General features: G+C 53.8%; 14 protein-coding genes and 1 riboswitch. Of the genes, 9 read left to right on the top strand and 5 right to left on the bottom strand.

What is annotated here, in order from left to right:
• Positions 1–22: 22 nt before the first annotated feature.
• The 5 genes from V5G20_RS19670 to V5G20_RS19650 all read right to left on the bottom strand — a co-directional run bounded on the left by V5G20_RS19670 (position 23) and on the right by V5G20_RS19650 (position 5,146).
• Complete coding sequence (locus V5G20_RS19670; RefSeq protein ID WP_003387704.1) at positions 23–478, bottom strand: GNAT family N-acetyltransferase; 456 nt, start codon at positions 476–478, stop codon at positions 23–25.
• 31 nt (positions 479–509) lie between these two features.
• Entirely contained in the window at positions 510–1,190 is a 681-nt protein-coding gene (locus V5G20_RS19665; RefSeq protein ID WP_338461866.1) for a phosphotransferase, read from the bottom strand.
• Positions 1,191–1,559: 369 nt separating this feature from the next.
• Positions 1,560–2,741: an MFS transporter gene (locus V5G20_RS19660; protein WP_024983876.1), complete on the bottom strand. Its 1,182-nt coding sequence runs from the start codon at positions 2,739–2,741 to the stop codon at positions 1,560–1,562.
• A gap of 92 nt (positions 2,742–2,833) precedes the next feature.
• Positions 2,834–3,592 carry a TrmB family transcriptional regulator gene (locus tag V5G20_RS19655; protein ID WP_243014936.1) on the bottom strand — a complete coding sequence of 253 codons (759 nt, stop codon included), beginning with the start codon at positions 3,590–3,592 and terminating at the stop codon, positions 2,834–2,836.
• A gap of 198 nt (positions 3,593–3,790) precedes the next feature.
• On the bottom strand, positions 3,791–5,146 hold the full coding sequence (locus tag V5G20_RS19650; RefSeq protein ID WP_024984461.1) for an alanine/glycine:cation symporter family protein: 1,356 nt from the start codon (positions 5,144–5,146) through the stop codon (positions 3,791–3,793).
• Positions 5,147–5,436: 290 nt separating this feature from the next.
• A riboswitch (glycine riboswitch) is annotated at positions 5,437–5,546 on the bottom strand.
• A 328-nt stretch (positions 5,547–5,874) separates the two neighbouring features.
• Between V5G20_RS19650 and V5G20_RS19645 the strand changes: the two genes are divergently transcribed.
• The 9 genes from V5G20_RS19645 (at position 5,875) to pepV (ending at position 16,083) form a co-directional block, all read left to right on the top strand.
• Positions 5,875–6,705 carry an electron transfer flavoprotein subunit beta/FixA family protein gene (locus V5G20_RS19645; protein WP_172920953.1) on the top strand — a complete coding sequence of 277 codons (831 nt, stop codon included), beginning with the start codon at positions 5,875–5,877 and terminating at the stop codon, positions 6,703–6,705.
• Positions 6,702–7,733 (top strand): electron transfer flavoprotein subunit alpha/FixB family protein, encoded by a 1,032-nt coding sequence (locus V5G20_RS19640; protein ID WP_338461863.1) that lies wholly within the window; start codon positions 6,702–6,704, stop codon positions 7,731–7,733. Before V5G20_RS19645 ends, V5G20_RS19640 begins: the two co-directional genes overlap by 4 nt.
• Entirely contained in the window at positions 7,717–9,012 is a 1,296-nt protein-coding gene (locus V5G20_RS19635; RefSeq protein ID WP_171506964.1) for an FAD-dependent oxidoreductase, read from the top strand. Before V5G20_RS19640 ends, V5G20_RS19635 begins: the two co-directional genes overlap by 17 nt.
• Positions 9,012–9,308, top strand: a complete 297-nt coding sequence (locus V5G20_RS19630) for a ferredoxin family protein (protein WP_003387692.1) — start codon at positions 9,012–9,014, stop codon at positions 9,306–9,308. The genes V5G20_RS19635 and V5G20_RS19630 overlap by 1 nt, the downstream gene beginning before the upstream one ends.
• Positions 9,309–9,318: 10 nt before the next feature.
• Positions 9,319–9,477, top strand: a complete 159-nt coding sequence (locus tag V5G20_RS19625) for a hypothetical protein (protein WP_155807993.1) — start codon at positions 9,319–9,321, stop codon at positions 9,475–9,477.
• Between the two features lie 276 nt (positions 9,478–9,753).
• The gene (locus V5G20_RS19620) at positions 9,754–10,779 is read left to right on the top strand and encodes an asparaginase (RefSeq protein WP_003387690.1); all 1,026 of its coding nucleotides are present in this window, start codon (positions 9,754–9,756) and stop codon (positions 10,777–10,779) included.
• Between the two features lie 69 nt (positions 10,780–10,848).
• The gene (locus V5G20_RS19615; protein ID WP_003387689.1) at positions 10,849–12,504 is read left to right on the top strand and encodes a peptide ABC transporter substrate-binding protein; all 1,656 of its coding nucleotides are present in this window, start codon (positions 10,849–10,851) and stop codon (positions 12,502–12,504) included.
• Between the two features lie 68 nt (positions 12,505–12,572).
• Complete coding sequence (locus V5G20_RS19610) at positions 12,573–14,624, top strand: sigma-54 interaction domain-containing protein (protein WP_031932342.1); 2,052 nt, start codon at positions 12,573–12,575, stop codon at positions 14,622–14,624.
• Positions 14,625–14,649: 25 nt separating this feature from the next.
• Positions 14,650–16,083, top strand: a complete 1,434-nt coding sequence (gene pepV, locus V5G20_RS19605; RefSeq protein WP_024984464.1) for a dipeptidase PepV — start codon at positions 14,650–14,652, stop codon at positions 16,081–16,083.
• Positions 16,084–16,100 lie beyond the last annotated feature (17 nt).

Genomic DNA, 16,100 nt, shown 5'->3' with positions numbered 1-16,100 from the left:
AGGGCAGCTTCTTTCGTCCCAATCACTCATCGCTGGACATAACGAAAAACTCCTTGCCGTAGCCGATCTTCTCCCAGAATTTTTGCGCTGAAGTGTTCTCCACATCGACAAGTACGGAAACGGCTGAGACCTCCTGGCGCTGAAACCAGTCATTCATTTCTGCCACAAGCGCTTTTGCCGTGTGCTGTCTGCGATATTCCGGCACAACGTATACTTCGTCGATTTGGCCGAGGAAGATGTCTTCGATCAAATCTTTTTTCAGAGAGGCAAGAGCATAGCCGATCAGTCTGGAAGCGCTGTCGAGCGCTACATACACCACGCCGAAACGGGATTGGGTGTATTGCACGAGCTGGTCATGGATACTCTCCTGTTCTTCGGCAGACAGTTCGCTTTCTGCTACTTCTTTGCAATTTTCATTCCACAGCTTGATGATGTCGGTAAAATGATCATGTGATGCTTGTTCGATACGGATAGTCATTTTCCATTCGTCTCCCTTCACAAATGAGCAATCAGACAGGAAATGTTTTCGTTAAACAAAATCGGATCTTTTCCAGTGCCATGTCAACCTGGCTGATTTCTCCGGCGTTGAACTTGTCCAGCACATCGTCCACTTGATGACAGGCAAACGCTCTTTTTATCCTGAGCACATCCTGCAAGCAGTCCCGTTCCAGATCATGGAGCTGCCGGTTTTTGAAATATCCTGCGGCAAATGCGCCAAAGTACAGATCTCCCGTCTCTTCGGAGTCATCATCCTTCCGGTCCGCTTCGTAGGCCAAGAACACTGCTTCACCGGCGAAGTGACAGAGAAAGACATCGTTTGCTGCAAGGTGAAAGTCAATGATGCTGCACAGGCTGCCGTCATCATCCACGAGCAGGTTATTCAGAGAAAAATCCCCTTGTACCGCTTCTGCGGGGAAATCTGGCCACAATATCTCCAGAAACGCCCGTTTTTTCTCGTATAACGCGTAAATCTCCTGCCACAAGCTTTGATTCGCTTCACTGGCTTGCACGGCTTTTTGGAGGGTGCAGACGTCTTGAGCGAGATCGTCAGTTGGGCCGAACATGCTCCACGGGCTGAAAGAAGTAAACGGAATGGCGTCTTCTGCGGAGAGGCGATGCATGGCTCCCAGCCATTCCCCCGCTTGCCGGATCAGGCCTGGATCAAGGCAATCCGCTTCCTTCCCTGGCATCCATTGTTCGACGGTAGCAAAAGCTTATTGACCGTCAAAAGACGGCTATAGTCCTTTTTTGCTGCATGGCAAACTTGCTCCCTTTTTAATGGTATTCACCATATTTGGCAATTTTTTAATCTGCCATAAATCGATACGAATGACAGGATGGAAAGTTACGTTTTTTGTAATGGTCTGGAATAAGAGGTCGGTCTGTCCGGCGCAGGAAGCTTTCTCGGCAGAAAAGATGCCAATAGGGGGCCAGCCGAACCGTCCAGATTCGGCTGGAAACGAGAAAAAGGCTTCGGGAGCGGGGCCATCGCTCGCAAAGCCTTTTTCTGGGCAGCCGGACGGGCCGGCTGTGGACGATCTGATTTGTTGATTGGCGATTCAGGCGTCGATAGTTGAAGCAGCGTCTGCAGTCGTCTTTTCGGAACCGGGACGGGTAATGGAAAAGACCGCACACCCCAGCGAAACCAGGACGAAGCAGGCGCCGACCCACGCGTTGTACTGAACCGAGGCTTTCTCGATCACGATGCCTCCGACAGCCGATCCAAGCGCGATCCCGACGTGCAGGACAGAGGTGTTCAACCCAAGCAGAATGTCGGCTGTCCGGGGAGAGGTCTGGATCAAGTAGTTCTGCTGGGCGGGTGAAATGGCCCAGCTCAGTGCGCTCCACACCACCATCACGATCAAAAATACGTAGAGCGATCCGGTGGTAAAGGGCAGGGATGCCATCACCAGCCCGAAGGCCGAAACGATGACGAGGATTGATTTGGGCGGCCCCCATTTATCGGAAATCCATCCGCCTACGCCCCCGCCCATGACTGCAGCGACGCCGAACAGCAGATAGACAAAACTGAGCCAGGCTCCTTCCAACTGCATCGTTTCCTGCAAAAAGGGAGTAAAGTACGCATACAGCGTCAAATGGCCGGTCAGCATCAGCATCGTAATCAACTGGGCGCTGACGATCTTCTCGCTTTTCAATGAAGCGAGCTGTTGCCGCAGCGGTATCGCCGGAGGCGTTTGAACATTGGGCAGCATAATGCTGAGGCAGAGCATCGCCACAAGGCTAAGTCCGGCGATGAGCCAAAACGGAGCACGCCAGCCAAATGCGTTGCCGAGTGTCATTCCCATCGGGACACCGAGCACCAAAGAGCCGCTGATCCCCATGAAGATGATGCCCAATGCCCGGCCCCGGTAGGCAGGCTCGACGATTTGCGTGGCGATTGAAATGGACAAGACGGTCAGCAGGGCCCCGCAGGAGGCGGAAAGAATCCGGGCGATGAGCAGGACCGAGTACACCGGACTGAGCGCGGCTAGCACATTGCTCAGAAAAAAGCCGAACAGGGCCAGCAAATAAAGGCGCTTGCGGGCAATTTTTCGTGTGACGTGCATTAGGATTGGCGCTGAAACGGCAAACGACAGGGAAAACACTGTAATCAACTGCCCGGCGGCGCTAAGCGGAATATTCAGGTCTGCGGTGATCAGATTCATCGTCCCGCCGATGATCAGCTCCACCGTCCCGACCACAAAGGTTGCAATAGCAAGAATAAAAACGCGAGGATTCACACAGAAGAGCTCCTTTCTGCACCTGAAAAAGGTTACCACCATGATGGTAACCTTTTTGGTCTGCGCATTCAAGAAAAAAATCATGGATGATGTTAGTAACGGAGCCGGATGAGCATGCGCCGTATCTCTTCGTCTCCAAAAAGCAGGTCGTAATGCTTTTGCGTAATGCGGGCCAATGCTACGTCATGGAAAAAGAAGTCGGCGAAGAATTTGACAAACGGCTGTGCTCTCGTCTGAATAGCTTGCCAGTTGCCGTTTTCTTCTCCGGCAAACATGATCTCCTCCTGATCCGCTACGATGAGCTGGAAGCGTTCCAATCCCTCGTGCTCGTCCGAAGGGATTAAGACGTGGACCCGTTTGAGGTTTGTCTGTATCTCTCCGACCACCAGCGCTTCCACTTCTACGCCTTCCCGTTCCTTTTCCTCGAGGAGAGGGATAAATCCGGCAAAATCGTCATTCCAGGCGGAGATGCGGATGGACTTGACGGCTCGCTGAATCAAGTGCTTGCTTTCAGCGCGTATGGAGGAGTCGACCTTGAGGTTCCAAATCCGGTCATCCCGTACCTGCTTGCTGGCCAAAGAGGTTTTGAGCCGCTCCACGTCGTGCTGAAATTGACTGGTCAGCTTGTCGATCAGGCTGTTTAGCGGCAGAGCGGTATACCATTTCTTTTTATCCGACACAGAATCGAGGACCAGGCCCTTGTCTACCAGACGGGTCAGCACTTCGTAAATTTTCGCTTTGGGAACGCCGGAATGCTTGACGATCATTGTGGCATCCATGGGAGACTCGCTTGCCGCGAGCGTCTCATATACTTTGCTTTCGTAATGGGAAAATCCGAATGTTTCCAACATGACAATGCCCTCCAACCGGTTTGATCCGTGCATAGAAGATATGCCTTCTATTATACACACTTTTTTCCGCAAGTCCGGTAATGTCACGAGGAGGGGGGAGCATCCGCTCCGCAAGTGCGCTCGTCCCGCAAAACGAATCCCGCAGAAATAGGAAAACCCCCTCATTATGAGGGGGAAAATTTTGGGGTGCGAGCATATTTACTGTGACAGCTTCGACTCCAGAGGCCCATTCAAAAAGCGCTTCGTCTCGGCAACGACCACACCGGAGAGTCCGATCAGGCCGATCAGGTTGGGCACTGCCATCAAGCCGTTCATGATGTCGGAGAGCGTCCAGACCAGATCGAGCTTCATCGTTGCTCCGACAGCGACCATGACTACCCAGACGAATCGGTAGTATTTGGCAGAGCCTTTGCCGAACAAATATTCAAAGCATTTCTCGCCGTAATACGCCCACCCGAGGATGGTGGAGTAGGCAAACAGGATGATGGCAACGGCCAGCACGTAGCTGCCGGCTTGACCGAAGACGCTTTGGAAGGCGTAGGTAGTCGCTTCCACGCCAGACATACCGGTGGACCAGGCTCCCGTAGTGACCAAAGCAAGCCCTGTGATCGTACAGACGAGAATCGTATCGATAAACGTTCCTGTCATGGAAACGAGCGCCTGCTTGGCCGGTTCGTCTGTTTTTGCCGCCGCGGCTGCGATCGGTGCGCTGCCCAGACCGGCCTCGTTGGAGAAGACACCCCGGGCAACCCCTTTTTGGATCGCCATGGCTACGGTCGCTCCCAAAAAGCCGCCTGCAGCCGAAGTGCCGTTAAACGCTCCGTGTACAATGTCTGCCAATGCCTGCGGTACTTGCCCCGCATGAAAGAGCACGACAATGATTCCGGCAACGATATAGAAAAGGGCCATAAACGGCACCATGACGCCGGTGACCTGTCCGATCTTTTTTACGCCGCCGAGGATGACAAAGGCGGTAAAGGCAGCCAGCACAATCCCCGTTGCGACCGGAGGGATCGAGAAGTTCAACTGTACCGCTTCAGCGACGGAATGGGACTGGACCATGTTTCCGATCCCGAAGGAAGCCATTGTTCCAAACAAGGCGAACAAAACAGCGAGCCATTTTTGCTTCAACCCTTTCTCCAAATAGTACATCGGTCCGCCGGAAAAAGTGCCGTCAGCCTGCCGGATGCGGTACTTGACAGCGAGAATCGCTTCGGCGTATTTCGTCGCCATCCCGAACAGAGCTGTGATCCACATCCAGAACAGAGCACCCGGTCCGCCGACCGCGACAGCCGTGGCCACCCCGGCGATATTTCCCATCCCGATCGTTGCCGCAAGCGCGGTCATCAGCGCCTGAAAGTGGTTGATGTCCCCAGCCGCTGTTTGCTCCTGCTGCTTCCCAAAAGCGAGGCGCAGCGCATACCACAGCTTTCTGAACTGCAGCCCTCGAAGGCGGATCGTCAGCATTACCCCAGTGCCGACGAGCAGTATCAGCGTAGGCAGTCCCCACACAAATCCATTCACCATTTCCAACCATTGCATAAGCATGTCCATCTCGGTTTCCCCCTTGCTGTTTTTGAAGAGAAAAAGAAAAAACATTTCACCCGAAAATGAAATGTTCTCTGGAGACGGTCGCAGGACGTACAAAATTACGTAAATAAGAATACAAAAAACCGGCGGCAAACCGCATTTGTTGATGGGCGCAGAAAAGTTTAGCAACATGTAAAATGTTCAACCTTCTGCAACACATAAAAAACTTCGTCATACGAAGAACGAATATCTTCGAGAGAACTGACAGCAAAGCTTTTTATCGACAAATTACTAACCGTTTTTGTATAAGTCCAAGCGTCCACTCTGTCCTTTTACCTGAGAGATTATTCGCCGCGGCGAATTTGCTCCTTCGGTGCCCAATCCTCTTTTTGAAAAAAGAGGGAGTCTCTCCAGAGGCTCGTCCCCATGCAGTTTTACTAGTTTCCTAGACCTGAGAGTTTCGGGAAGGTTCCCTTGCCCCTTCGGTAGACATCTGTCTTCTCCTGAATGGTTCATCCGAACGATATGTGATTTATAAATCAATTATAAGGAGCGAAGCGAGCTTGTCAATGGATTGAAAAAAATTGATCGATCCCCCGCTTCTGGCAGTTCTTGGTCTATTCGACAGCGCTGAGCAATACGTTATATCAATGATGAACATGCCGCCCGAAGCGTCGTGTCAAAAAGAGACAACCTGTGCAAGAGCTGCCATCGAAACGATGCCCCGCCGGGCTGCAAGGGGGGAGTTTTTCATGCTGCATATCGTCGCCTGTATCAAACAGGTGCCGGACACGAAGATCATCAAGATGAACCCGAAGACAAATACGATGGACCGTTCCAGCGCGCCTGCCATTTTGAATCCGTACGATGCGCATGCCGTGGAGGAAGCTGTCCGCTTGAAAAAAAGGTACGGGGGAACAGTTTCCGTCCTGACCATGGGGCCTCCGCCCGCTGTCAAAGCGATCCGGAAATGCATCGAGATCGGTGCGGATGAGGGGTACATGATTACCGACCGGGCCTTTGCCGGGGCAGATACGCTGGCCACCAGCTATGCGCTGACGAAAGCCCTCGAAAAAATCGCCAAGGAAAAGCCGATCGACCTGATCATCTGCGGAAAGATGACGATCGACGGGGATACGGGCCAGGTAGGACCGGGCATTGCCAGACGGCTCGACATCCCGCCTTTGACCAGCGTGAAAAAGGTGGTCGAGGTAAACAAGCAGCAAGGCTATGCCCTCGTCCACCGCAAGCTGGAGGACGGCTATGAAGTGATTCAGTCCGCTTTGCCCTGCCTGTTTTCGGTGGAAAAGGAAATCAACGAGGTACCCTATTCGCCGCTGCCCAACATGCTTCGCGCCGCACGCTACCAGCCCGTAATCTGGGCGGTCAGCGATCTGGAGGACGTCGACAGGACACTGCTGGGTCTCAAAGGCTCCCCGACGATTGTGGCCAAGGTCTGGCCTCCGGAAAAGCCAAAAGGCGGCGAAATGCTGGAGGGATCGGCACAGCAGCAGGTTGAGCGATTGATGGAAATTTTGCAGCAGAAACAAGAGCTCTTTGCAGGGAAGGAGGCACGGGCATGAATCTGGACGAGTACAAAGGCGTGTGGGTATTCCTCGAACACCAGGACGGGAAAATCGTGCCTGTCTCCCTGGAGCTTTTGGGAGCGGGGCGAAAGCTGGCAGACAAGCGGAGAGTACCCCTGGCCGGCATACTGATTGGAGAGGGAGTTCGGCAGTTGGCCGCGACCGCGTTTCACTACGGTGCCGATACGGTCTATCTCTACGATGATCCCGTTTTCCGGGATTACCGGACCGAATCGTACATGCGTGCAGTCATTGCTTGCGTAGAAAAGCACAAGCCGGAAACGATCCTGTACGGTGCGACCTCGACGGGCAAGGACCTCGCCAGCGCGGTTGCCACCGATCTGGAGACAGGGCTGACTGCGGATACGACGATGCTCGATGTGGATGAGGCGACAGGGCTTTTGGAAGCGAGCCGGCCCGCATTCGGCGGCAACATCATGGCCACGATTCTCTGCAAAAAGCACCGGCCGCAAATGGCCACGGTGCGGCCGAAGGTCATGAAAGCGCTCCCGATCGACACCAGCCGCAAAGGAGAGCTCATCGAGGAATCCATCCCGTTGCGGGAGGAAGACATTCGGACCAAGGTGCTGAAGATCGTCCGGGAAACGCAGACAAAAATCCGCCTGGACGAGGCTGACATTATCGTCGCAGGGGGCAAGGGGCTCGGCAGCAAGGAAGGCTTTCAGCTCATCCATCGCCTGGCCGAGGCGATCGGAGGCACTGTAGGGGCGAGCCGGGATGCCGTCGAGGCGGGATGGATCGATCACGCCCACCAGGTAGGCCAAACCGGGGTGACAGTCACGCCCAAGCTGTATGTTGCCATTGGCATTTCCGGAGCGATCCAGCATCTGGTCGGCATGCAGAACTCCGGCCTGATCATTGCCATCAACAAAGACCCGCAGGCGCCCATTTTCCAATCCTGTCATTACGGCATTGCCGGGGATGCATTCGAGATCGTTCCGATGCTGATCGACGCGCTCCAGGTGACGGCTGGCAAGGAGGTACAGTATGGCGGAAAAATTTGATGTCATTGTCGTGGGAGCGGGGCCGGCCGGTACGTCCTGCGCGTATACGCTGGCAAAGGCGGGTGTCAACGTCCTGCTCCTCGAGCGGGGCGAGTATCCGGGCTCCAAAAACGTGATGGGCGGCGTCTTGTACCGCAAAATGATGGAGGATATTATCCCCGGCTTCTACAAGGAAGCGCCAGTCGAACGGCCGATCGTGGAGCAGCGGTTCATGCTGCTCGATGAAAAATCCGCCGTCACCTTTAGCTACAAGGGCCTGGAGTGGGGAGAGGAGCCGTACAACAACTTCACCGTCCTTCGGGCGAAGTTTGACCAGTGGTTTGCAGAAAAGGCGGTTCAGCAGGGAGCCCTGCTCGTCAATGAAACGGTTGTGACTGAGTGTCTGGTTGAAAACGGGAAGGTCATCGGGGTGAGGACAGACCGCCCGGACGGCGATCTGTTTGCCGATGTGGTCGTGCTGGCTGACGGGGTAAACTCCCTTTTGGCCAAATCGCTCGGCTTTCACAAGGAGTTTCGCCCGGACGAGGTGGCGCTGGCGGTCATGGAAGTGCTCAAGCTCGACCGGAAAATCATCGAAGACCGCTTCAGCCTGGAGCAGGACCAGGGCTGCACGTTTGAAATCTTCGGCGACGCGACCAAAGGAATTCTCGGAACAGCCTGGCTCTACACCAACAAGGACAGCCTCAATATCGGCGTCGGCGCGATGCTGTCCGGCCTGATCAAGAACAAGATCAAGCCGCATCAGCTACTGGATTACGTCAAGAAGCACCCGATCATCCGGCCGTACATTCAGGGAACGGAGCAGCAGGAATACCTGGCGCATCTGATTCCGGAGGGAGGCTACCGCTCGATCCCGAAGGTCGTAGGCGATGGCGTGATTGTAGTGGGGGACGCGGCTCAACTGGTCAACGCGATTCACCGGGAAGGCTCCAATATGGCGATGACTTCAGGGGTGCTGGCGGCAGAGGCCATCCTCGAAGCTAAAGCTGCGGGAGACTTTTCGGCTTCCATGCTCGACTCTTACCGGCAGAGGCTGATGGACAGCTTCGTTGGACAGGACATGAAAAAATACAAGGATGCCACGCACCACTTTGAAAAGTACCCGCATTACTTCGAGAAGTACATTCCGCTCATGAACAGGGCCGCCAGCCAGATGTTCACCGTCGATGGCAGCTCCAAGTGGGAGAAGCAAAAGAAAATCTGGAGGGAGCTTGGCTCCGCCAAAGAAAAGTGGAAAATGGCCCGCGATCTGATGCAGGCTTGGAGGGTGATGAAGTGATGAAGGAACTGCCCAAAGGTCAATCGATCGAGGAAAAGCAGTACCTGGTCCGCTTCAAGGCGGATACGGAGTCGCACCTGCACGTATTGGATACGGATGTATGTGCCACAAAATGTCCCGACAAGCTGTGTACGATTTTTTGTCCGGCAGAAGTGTACAAGTGGGAAGAGGTGCGAATGCATGTGGGATACGAAGGGTGTCACGAATGCGGAAGCTGCCGGATCGGTTGTCCACATGAAAACATCAAATGGGTATACCCCAAAGGCGGACACGGCATCATCTTCAGATTGGGGTAACAGGCGATGGATGATGTTTAAAGTGGGCGAAGTCGTGACGTACGCGGGTGACGGGGCGAGGGGAATCATCCTGGACATAAAGGGAGAGCAGTATCTGGTCATGTGGGAGGATACATTCGTCAGCTTGGAGAAGGCCGAATGCCTGCGCAAAGAAGGAGCAACCGAATAACTGGGCCAATGGGTGCCCCTTTTTCCCCGGTGCTGGGGGAAAAGGGGTGCTTTTCATTTTTGTTAGAATTTTTTTAACCTATTTTAAACAAATTGTTCACCTATTAAGAAAAATAGGGTAACCTAATACTAATTGGTCGCAATCGATAGAACAGACTGAAGCGTAGGAATTAAGCGAAAATTCAACGTCCTTTGTCTTGTTTGAATAGTTGGCACGCCTCTTGCAATAACCAGTTTGCATAGCAAGTCCATATTTCAACACCAAAGGAGATTAGTCATGAACCTGGTAGCCAACGTATACCGGGGGGATGCGGTAGAAAGCACACACCTCGGTCATGTAGCTGTCGTCGATGCAAACGGAAACTTGCTTTATTCCTACGGTGATCCTCATCGCCAAACCTTCGCGCGTTCCAGCATGAAGCCGATCCAGGCGATTCCGGTCATTGAGACGGGAACAGCGGACAAGTTTGGACTGGAACCAGCCGATCTGTCTCTCTGCTGCGCTTCACACAGCGGCGAGCCGCGTCACCGCTCGCGGGCGATGGAAATGCTGATACGCGCCGGACAGCCGGAAGAAATGCTCCAATGTGGAACCCATGTGCCTCGCGACGAGGAAAGCTATAAGGAACTGATCCGTGCGGGCAAGCCATTGACCCCGATCTACAGCAACTGTTCCGGCAAGCATGCAGGGATGATCGCTACAGCTGTACACATGGGAGAAGAAGTAGCCACGTACCATCTGCCTGAGCACCCCGTGCAGCAGCGCATTTTGGATGCAGTTGTCGATCTGACTTCCTATCCAAAAGACAAAATCGTTCTGGGAACGGATGGTTGCGGCGTTCCTGTTCACCGCCTGCCACTGGCCCACTACGCCTGGGCGTACGCCAAAATGGCAAGGCCCGACGTGATCGAAAATCCGACTCGCCGTCAGGCGGTTGCCCGGATCACCGATGCGATGATTGCGCATCCGGAAATGGTCGGCGGCAATAACCGCTACTGTACCGATTTGATGACGGCCTTTGCCGGACGAGTGTTTGGCAAGGCAGGTGCAGAGTCCGTATACTGCCTGGGCGACCGTCAAACAGGCATCGGCATCGCTGTGAAGATCGAGGACGGTGGACCGCGCGCTATATACGCGGTGGTCAATGAAGTGCTTCGCCAGCTCGGCATCGGCACGGACGGTCCGCTTGAGAAGCTCGCAGAGTACACCAACCCGATCGTAAAGAACATGAGCGGAAAGGCAGTAGGCCGTATTGAAACTGCCTTTACCCTGCACGCAAGCAACACTCCACTGGGCGTGTAAAGGCTCGTTGCTTCCTGACAGCCGTTTACGCATATATACAACAAGCATAAAAAAGGGGGAAATCCTGCGATGAATTTGCGCAAAGGATGGAAAGTACTGAGCACTTCCGCTTTGCTGCTCTCGCTGGTGCTGACAGGCTGCAGCCAGTCAGCAGCACCGGCAGATCCAGGCAAGCAGCAAGCGGGGGAAACGGGAGGACAAGCAGACGCTTCGGCCAAGCTTCGGTTGAACCTGAAGACGGAGCCGCCTTCTCTCGATCCGCCGAAAGGGTTTGACAGCACCTCCAACGAAGTGCTGAACGCAACGATGGAGGGCCTTGCCCGCCTGGACAAGGATCACAAGCCGCAGCCGGCGATGGCCGAGAAGTGGGAAGTGAGCGAAGACGGAAAAACATACACCTTTACGCTTCGCGACAGCAAATGGTCCAATGGCGATCCGGTAACGGCGCAAGACTTTGAATACGCGTTCAAGCGCATCGTCGATCCGAAGAACGCATTCCCGTCCGCATTCCTGGCTTACTACATCGAGGGAGCCGAGGAGTTCAACAAGGGCGAAGGCACAGCCGACGGCGTAAAAGTCAAAGCAATCGATGAGAAGACACTGGAAGTAAAGCTGAAGTCTCCTGCGGGATTTTTCCTGCACATCCTGACTCAGCCAACCTTCTTCCCGGTTAACAAAAAAGTGGTAGAAAGCAATCCGAACTTTGCTGCGGAAGCATCTACTCTCGTGAGCAACGGACCGTTCAAAATCACCGAATGGGTACATGATCAATCCGTCAAAGTAGAAAAGAACGAAGGCTACTGGGATAAGGATTCCGTGAAATACGCGGGCATCGATTGGGTCATGGTAAACGACGAAAACACCCAATACCAAATGTACAAAACAGGCCAATTGGACATGATCCAAACCGTGCCAAACGATATGAAAAAGCAACTGATCGATTCTGGCGAAGCGAAAGTGGAACCGGAAGCATCCATCTACTACTACCGGATGAACGTCAAAATGGAGCCGTTCCAAAACGCAAACATCCGCAAGGCATTTGCACTGGCGATCGACCGTCAGGCTCTGATCGACAACGTGGCACAAGGAAAACAGCTTCCGGCACTGGCGCATATCCCGGTCGGCTTCCCTGAACCGGACGGCCGCGATTTCCGTGAAGTCGGCGGCGATTTCATCAAGGACAACGATGTAGAACAGGCAAAAGCGCTGTTGAAAAAAGGGATGGAAGAAGAAGGCTACACGACTCTTCCGCCGGTTACTTTGACGTACAACACAAGCGACGCCCACAAGCAGATCGCGCAAGTACTGCAAGAAATGTACAAGAAAAACCTGGGTGTTGATGTAAAGCTGGAGAACAAGGAATGGAAAGTGTTCCTGGCCGACCAGCGCGCCCGTCAATTGCAAATCTCCCGTTCCACCATCCCGGCTGATTACGGCGATCCGCTCAACTACCTGGAGCTGTTCGTGACCGATCATCCTGGCAACCGCATCAACTACAGCAACAAAGAGTACGATGCGCTGGTAGAAAAAATCCGCAATACGGCTGACGAAAAAGAACGCTTCCAGCTGATGCACGATGCCGAGAAGATGTTCATGGACGATATGCCGCTTGTGCCGATCTACTTTGGTACCAAAGTGTTCATGGATCAGCCGAATGTAAAAGGCATTATCCGTCACCCTGTTGGAACGCTTGACTTCAAGTGGGCCGAAATTTCGAAAAAATAGTACGATAGTGAGGACAAGGGCTTGCAATCCCGCCCTTGTCCTCACTATACATCTTGGAGCGGGTACTCATGGAAAAAAAGACTGTAACCTTTGTTGCGAAGATGGACGAATTTTTACAATCCGTGGTTAGTCAATGCCATGAATTGGGCATCTCGCAAGACTTTCATATCGAAGGTCGGCGGGTCGACCAGCTGCCTTACCGGCCGATTGCCGAAGGTTCACTGGTTGTACTCTCCACGAAAAGCATCTACGAACAGGTGGAGCCGTATTTGCCGCAAGACTCCAGGGCGATCGTGGCAAAGCGGATGCTGCCCTATCACAACCTGCGGGAAATGCTGGAGATACCAAGAGGTGTGAAGGTACTGCTCGTCAGCGATACGGCCGAGACGGTGGATGAAACGATGAGGCTTTTGATCGCATCGGGGATGGACTTTGAGCTGTATCCGTATTACCCCGGATCTGATTATCCGCTGGACATTGACATCGCCGTAACGCCGGGCGAGGCCGAGCATGTTCCTCCGACGATTCGCAAGGTCGTCGACATCGGCTTTCGGGTCATCGACTTGTCTACGTGGTTGGAGATTTACGCCCATTTTGACAACGGGAATTTCCAAAAGGTAACAGCCCGCACCATGCAGTCGCTCATTTACATCACGAAGCAGTTGAACAATGAAATTCTTCATGCCCGCCTGCTGCAAATGTATCTGGAGGGTATTGTCAACCGGATTGAAGACGCAGTCATCGCTTTGGACGAGCAAGAAGTCATCCGGTTTATCAATCAGAAAGCCATCGATACGCTTCATTTGCACGGACCGGGTGTCCAAGGGGAGAAAGCGGCCGTTTGTCTGCCGGAAGACTTTATGGAGACGGTTCGCGACTGCGACGAAAATGAAGAAGTGCTCGTGGACTGGGCAGGCCGGACTTACTTTTTCCGAAAAATGCACATCGTCATGGAAGGACGCTATCTGGGGAGTCTGCTGTTGTTTCGGAAGGCAGCGGAGATCGAAAAGATGGAGCACGACTACCGGTTGCGCTTGTACAGCAAAGGCTTGATCGCCAAGTACAGCTTTGACGAAATTTACGGCAAAAGCCAGTCCTTTCAACAGGTCATCCAGATCGCCAAAAAAATTGCCAGAAGCAATTCCACCGTGCTGCTGCTCGGCGAAACGGGAACAGGCAAGGAATTGCTGGCACAAGCCATTCACAATGCCTCCCCGCGAAAACGGGAGCCGTTCGTCGGCGTAAACTTTGCCGCGATTTCCGAATCGCTTCTGGAAAGCGAGCTCTTCGGCTACGAGGAGGGAGCTTTTACCGGGGCGAGAAAGGGCGGACACATCGGCTGGTTTGAATTGGCGCACAAAGGGACGATTTTTCTCGATGAAATCGGGGACGCAAGCGGAGCGATCCAAAATCGGCTGCTGCGGGTGCTGCAAGAGCGGCAGATCATGCGCGTAGGGGGCAACAAGGTAATCCCGATCGACATCCGGGTCATCGCCGCCACAAATCAGGATTTGCAGCAAATGGTCAAAGAGGGAAGGTTTCGGGCCGACTTGTATTACCGGCTCAATATTTTGCCGATTCATTTGCCGCCGCTGCGAAAACGGGCGGAAGATATTCCGTGGTTGGTAGACGCATTTATCCGTCGTTATTGTGTAGATTTGAGACGCCCTCCTTTTACCCTGTCGCGCGAAGCTTTGAACGCCATGCAGGCGTACGACTGGCCGGGAAATATCCGCGAGCTGGAAAATGTCGTGGAGTATTTGGCACACGTGGTGGAGGAAGAGGTTTACGCGTATCATCTGCCCTTTTTGCAGACTGCAGCCGTTGTCCCGTTGGAAGCAGATGGCTTGCAGCATGAATGTGAAGAAGTCTATCAGGCGTACGAAAAGCGCGGGTTTCTGCTCGAAATGACCGCCATTCTTCAAGAGCTGTCCACGGCAGGAGGCGGGAGATACGCACTTCAGGAGCAGCTGCGCGAGCGAGGAATCGACTTGACCACGCAGCAGCTGCGCTACCGTCTGAAAATGCTTCAGCAGGATGAATTGATCCGTGTCGGCAAGGGCCGGCAGGGCAGCAGTATCTCATCAAAGGGAGAAGCGTTTCTCGCCTTTTGCAAGTAAAGCTACCGGATAGGGAGGAATCGAGATGAGCGGAAACTGGAAAGAAGCGGCTGTAGCGCAGAAAGAGAGTTATCTGGACAAGCTGATTCCGTTTTTGTCAATCAACAGCATTGAGGATTTGACGACCGCATCTGAGGGCAAGCCGTTCGGCGAGGGTGTCGCTCAGGCGCTTGAATACTTGCTCAAGCTGGGCGAAGCGGACGGTTTTGCCACAAAAAATCTGGATGGCTACGCCGGATATGTGGAGTACGGCGAGGGCGAAGAGGAAATCGGCGTTCTCGTGCACGTCGACGTTGTAACGGTTGGCGAAGGATGGACGACGCCGCCGTTTGAGCCCGACATTCGGGACGGCAAAATTTACGCCCGGGGGGCAATTGATGACAAAGGGCCCGCATTGGCTGCGTATTTTGCCCTGAAGCTGTTGAAGGACTCCGGGCTCCCGATATCCAAACGGATTCGCCTCATTATCGGCACGGATGAAGAGAGTGGCTGGCTCTGCATGCAGCATTACACCAAGGTAGAAAAGCTGCCGGAGGTAGGCTTTTCCCCGGATGCATCCTTCCCTATGATTCACGCGGAAAAGGGACAGATCAATCCGACGCTGGCGATTGCGCCGCGCATTGCGTCTAATGACTCGTCGTCTTGGAATTTGCTCTCGTTTGCTTCTGGCGACCAGGGGAACAGCGTACCGGAAAAAGCGGTTGCCATCGTTTCTCTGCCGGCCGCCGCGGATAACGAACAAGCCATTCGGGATCTGCAAGAGAGCTTTCAAAAGCATCTTTTCGCACATGGAGCCACAGGAGAGGTGATTCCGGGCGGCGACGGTTCACTTCGCTTTTTTGCCAAAGGCTTGCCTGCCCACGGCATGGAGCCGTTCAAGGGAAAAAATGCGGGGACAATTATGGCAAGCTTCCTCAATCGCCTGCCGTTCGCCGGATCTGATCGAACTTTCCTGAATCTGTTGTCCGATGTTTTGCATGAGGACTACTACGGAGAAAAGCTCGGTCTTGCCTGCGCCGACGAAGCTACAGGGCGCTTGACCGTCAATGCCGGCATCCTGACCTATGACCGCAACGAAGGCGGCTCTGTCAGACTGAATATTCGCTACCCTGCGACGATTAATCCGGAAGAGTACGTTGAAAAACTGAAGGAACGGGCCCCGCAGCTGGACGTCACGATAGCCAGCCTGAGGACGTCGCGCTCCCATTACGTACCGAAGGATCATCCGGTCATCCAAACACTCTCCCGCGTCTACACCAATCATACGGGAGAGGAAGCGACACTGCTTTCGTCCGGCGGTGCAACCTATGCCAAATCGCTGAAAGCAGGAGTCGCATTCGGCCCTCTCTTCCCCGGAAAGAAATCGATGGCTCATCTCACCGATGAGTACGCAGAGATTGACGACTTGCTCAGGGCGATGGCTATCTACGCGGAAGCCATGTACGAACTGGCGAAATAACATCATGGAGGTTGAGC

The organism is Brevibacillus borstelensis, from assembly GCF_036700025.1.
Taxonomy (GTDB): Bacteria; Bacillota; Bacilli; order Brevibacillales; family Brevibacillaceae; genus Brevibacillus; species Brevibacillus borstelensis.
This window is presented reverse-complemented; position numbering and strand designations above follow the sequence as displayed.

What these genes read in the sequence shown, in the direction of transcription:
- V5G20_RS19625 (WP_155807993.1), top strand. Translation starts at nt 9,319, where the DNA reads ATGATGTTTAAAGTGGGCGAAGTCGTGACGTACGCGGGTGACGGGGCG.
- V5G20_RS19655 (WP_243014936.1), bottom strand. Translation starts at nt 3,592, where the DNA reads ATGTTGGAAACATTCGGATTTTCCCATTACGAAAGCAAAGTATATGAG.
- V5G20_RS19640 (WP_338461863.1), top strand. Translation starts at nt 6,702, where the DNA reads ATGAATCTGGACGAGTACAAAGGCGTGTGGGTATTCCTCGAACACCAG.
- pepV (WP_024984464.1), top strand. Translation starts at nt 14,650, where the DNA reads ATGAGCGGAAACTGGAAAGAAGCGGCTGTAGCGCAGAAAGAGAGTTAT.
- V5G20_RS19650 (WP_024984461.1), bottom strand. Translation starts at nt 5,146, where the DNA reads ATGGACATGCTTATGCAATGGTTGGAAATGGTGAATGGATTTGTGTGG.
- V5G20_RS19635 (WP_171506964.1), top strand. Translation starts at nt 7,717, where the DNA reads ATGGCGGAAAAATTTGATGTCATTGTCGTGGGAGCGGGGCCGGCCGGT.
- V5G20_RS19620 (WP_003387690.1), top strand. Translation starts at nt 9,754, where the DNA reads ATGAACCTGGTAGCCAACGTATACCGGGGGGATGCGGTAGAAAGCACA.
- V5G20_RS19670 (WP_003387704.1), bottom strand. Translation starts at nt 478, where the DNA reads ATGACTATCCGTATCGAACAAGCATCACATGATCATTTTACCGACATC.
- V5G20_RS19665 (WP_338461866.1), bottom strand. Translation starts at nt 1,190, where the DNA reads ATGCCAGGGAAGGAAGCGGATTGCCTTGATCCAGGCCTGATCCGGCAA.
- V5G20_RS19645 (WP_172920953.1), top strand. Translation starts at nt 5,875, where the DNA reads ATGCTGCATATCGTCGCCTGTATCAAACAGGTGCCGGACACGAAGATC.
- V5G20_RS19615 (WP_003387689.1), top strand. Translation starts at nt 10,849, where the DNA reads ATGAATTTGCGCAAAGGATGGAAAGTACTGAGCACTTCCGCTTTGCTG.
- V5G20_RS19630 (WP_003387692.1), top strand. Translation starts at nt 9,012, where the DNA reads ATGAAGGAACTGCCCAAAGGTCAATCGATCGAGGAAAAGCAGTACCTG.
- V5G20_RS19610 (WP_031932342.1), top strand. Translation starts at nt 12,573, where the DNA reads ATGGAAAAAAAGACTGTAACCTTTGTTGCGAAGATGGACGAATTTTTA.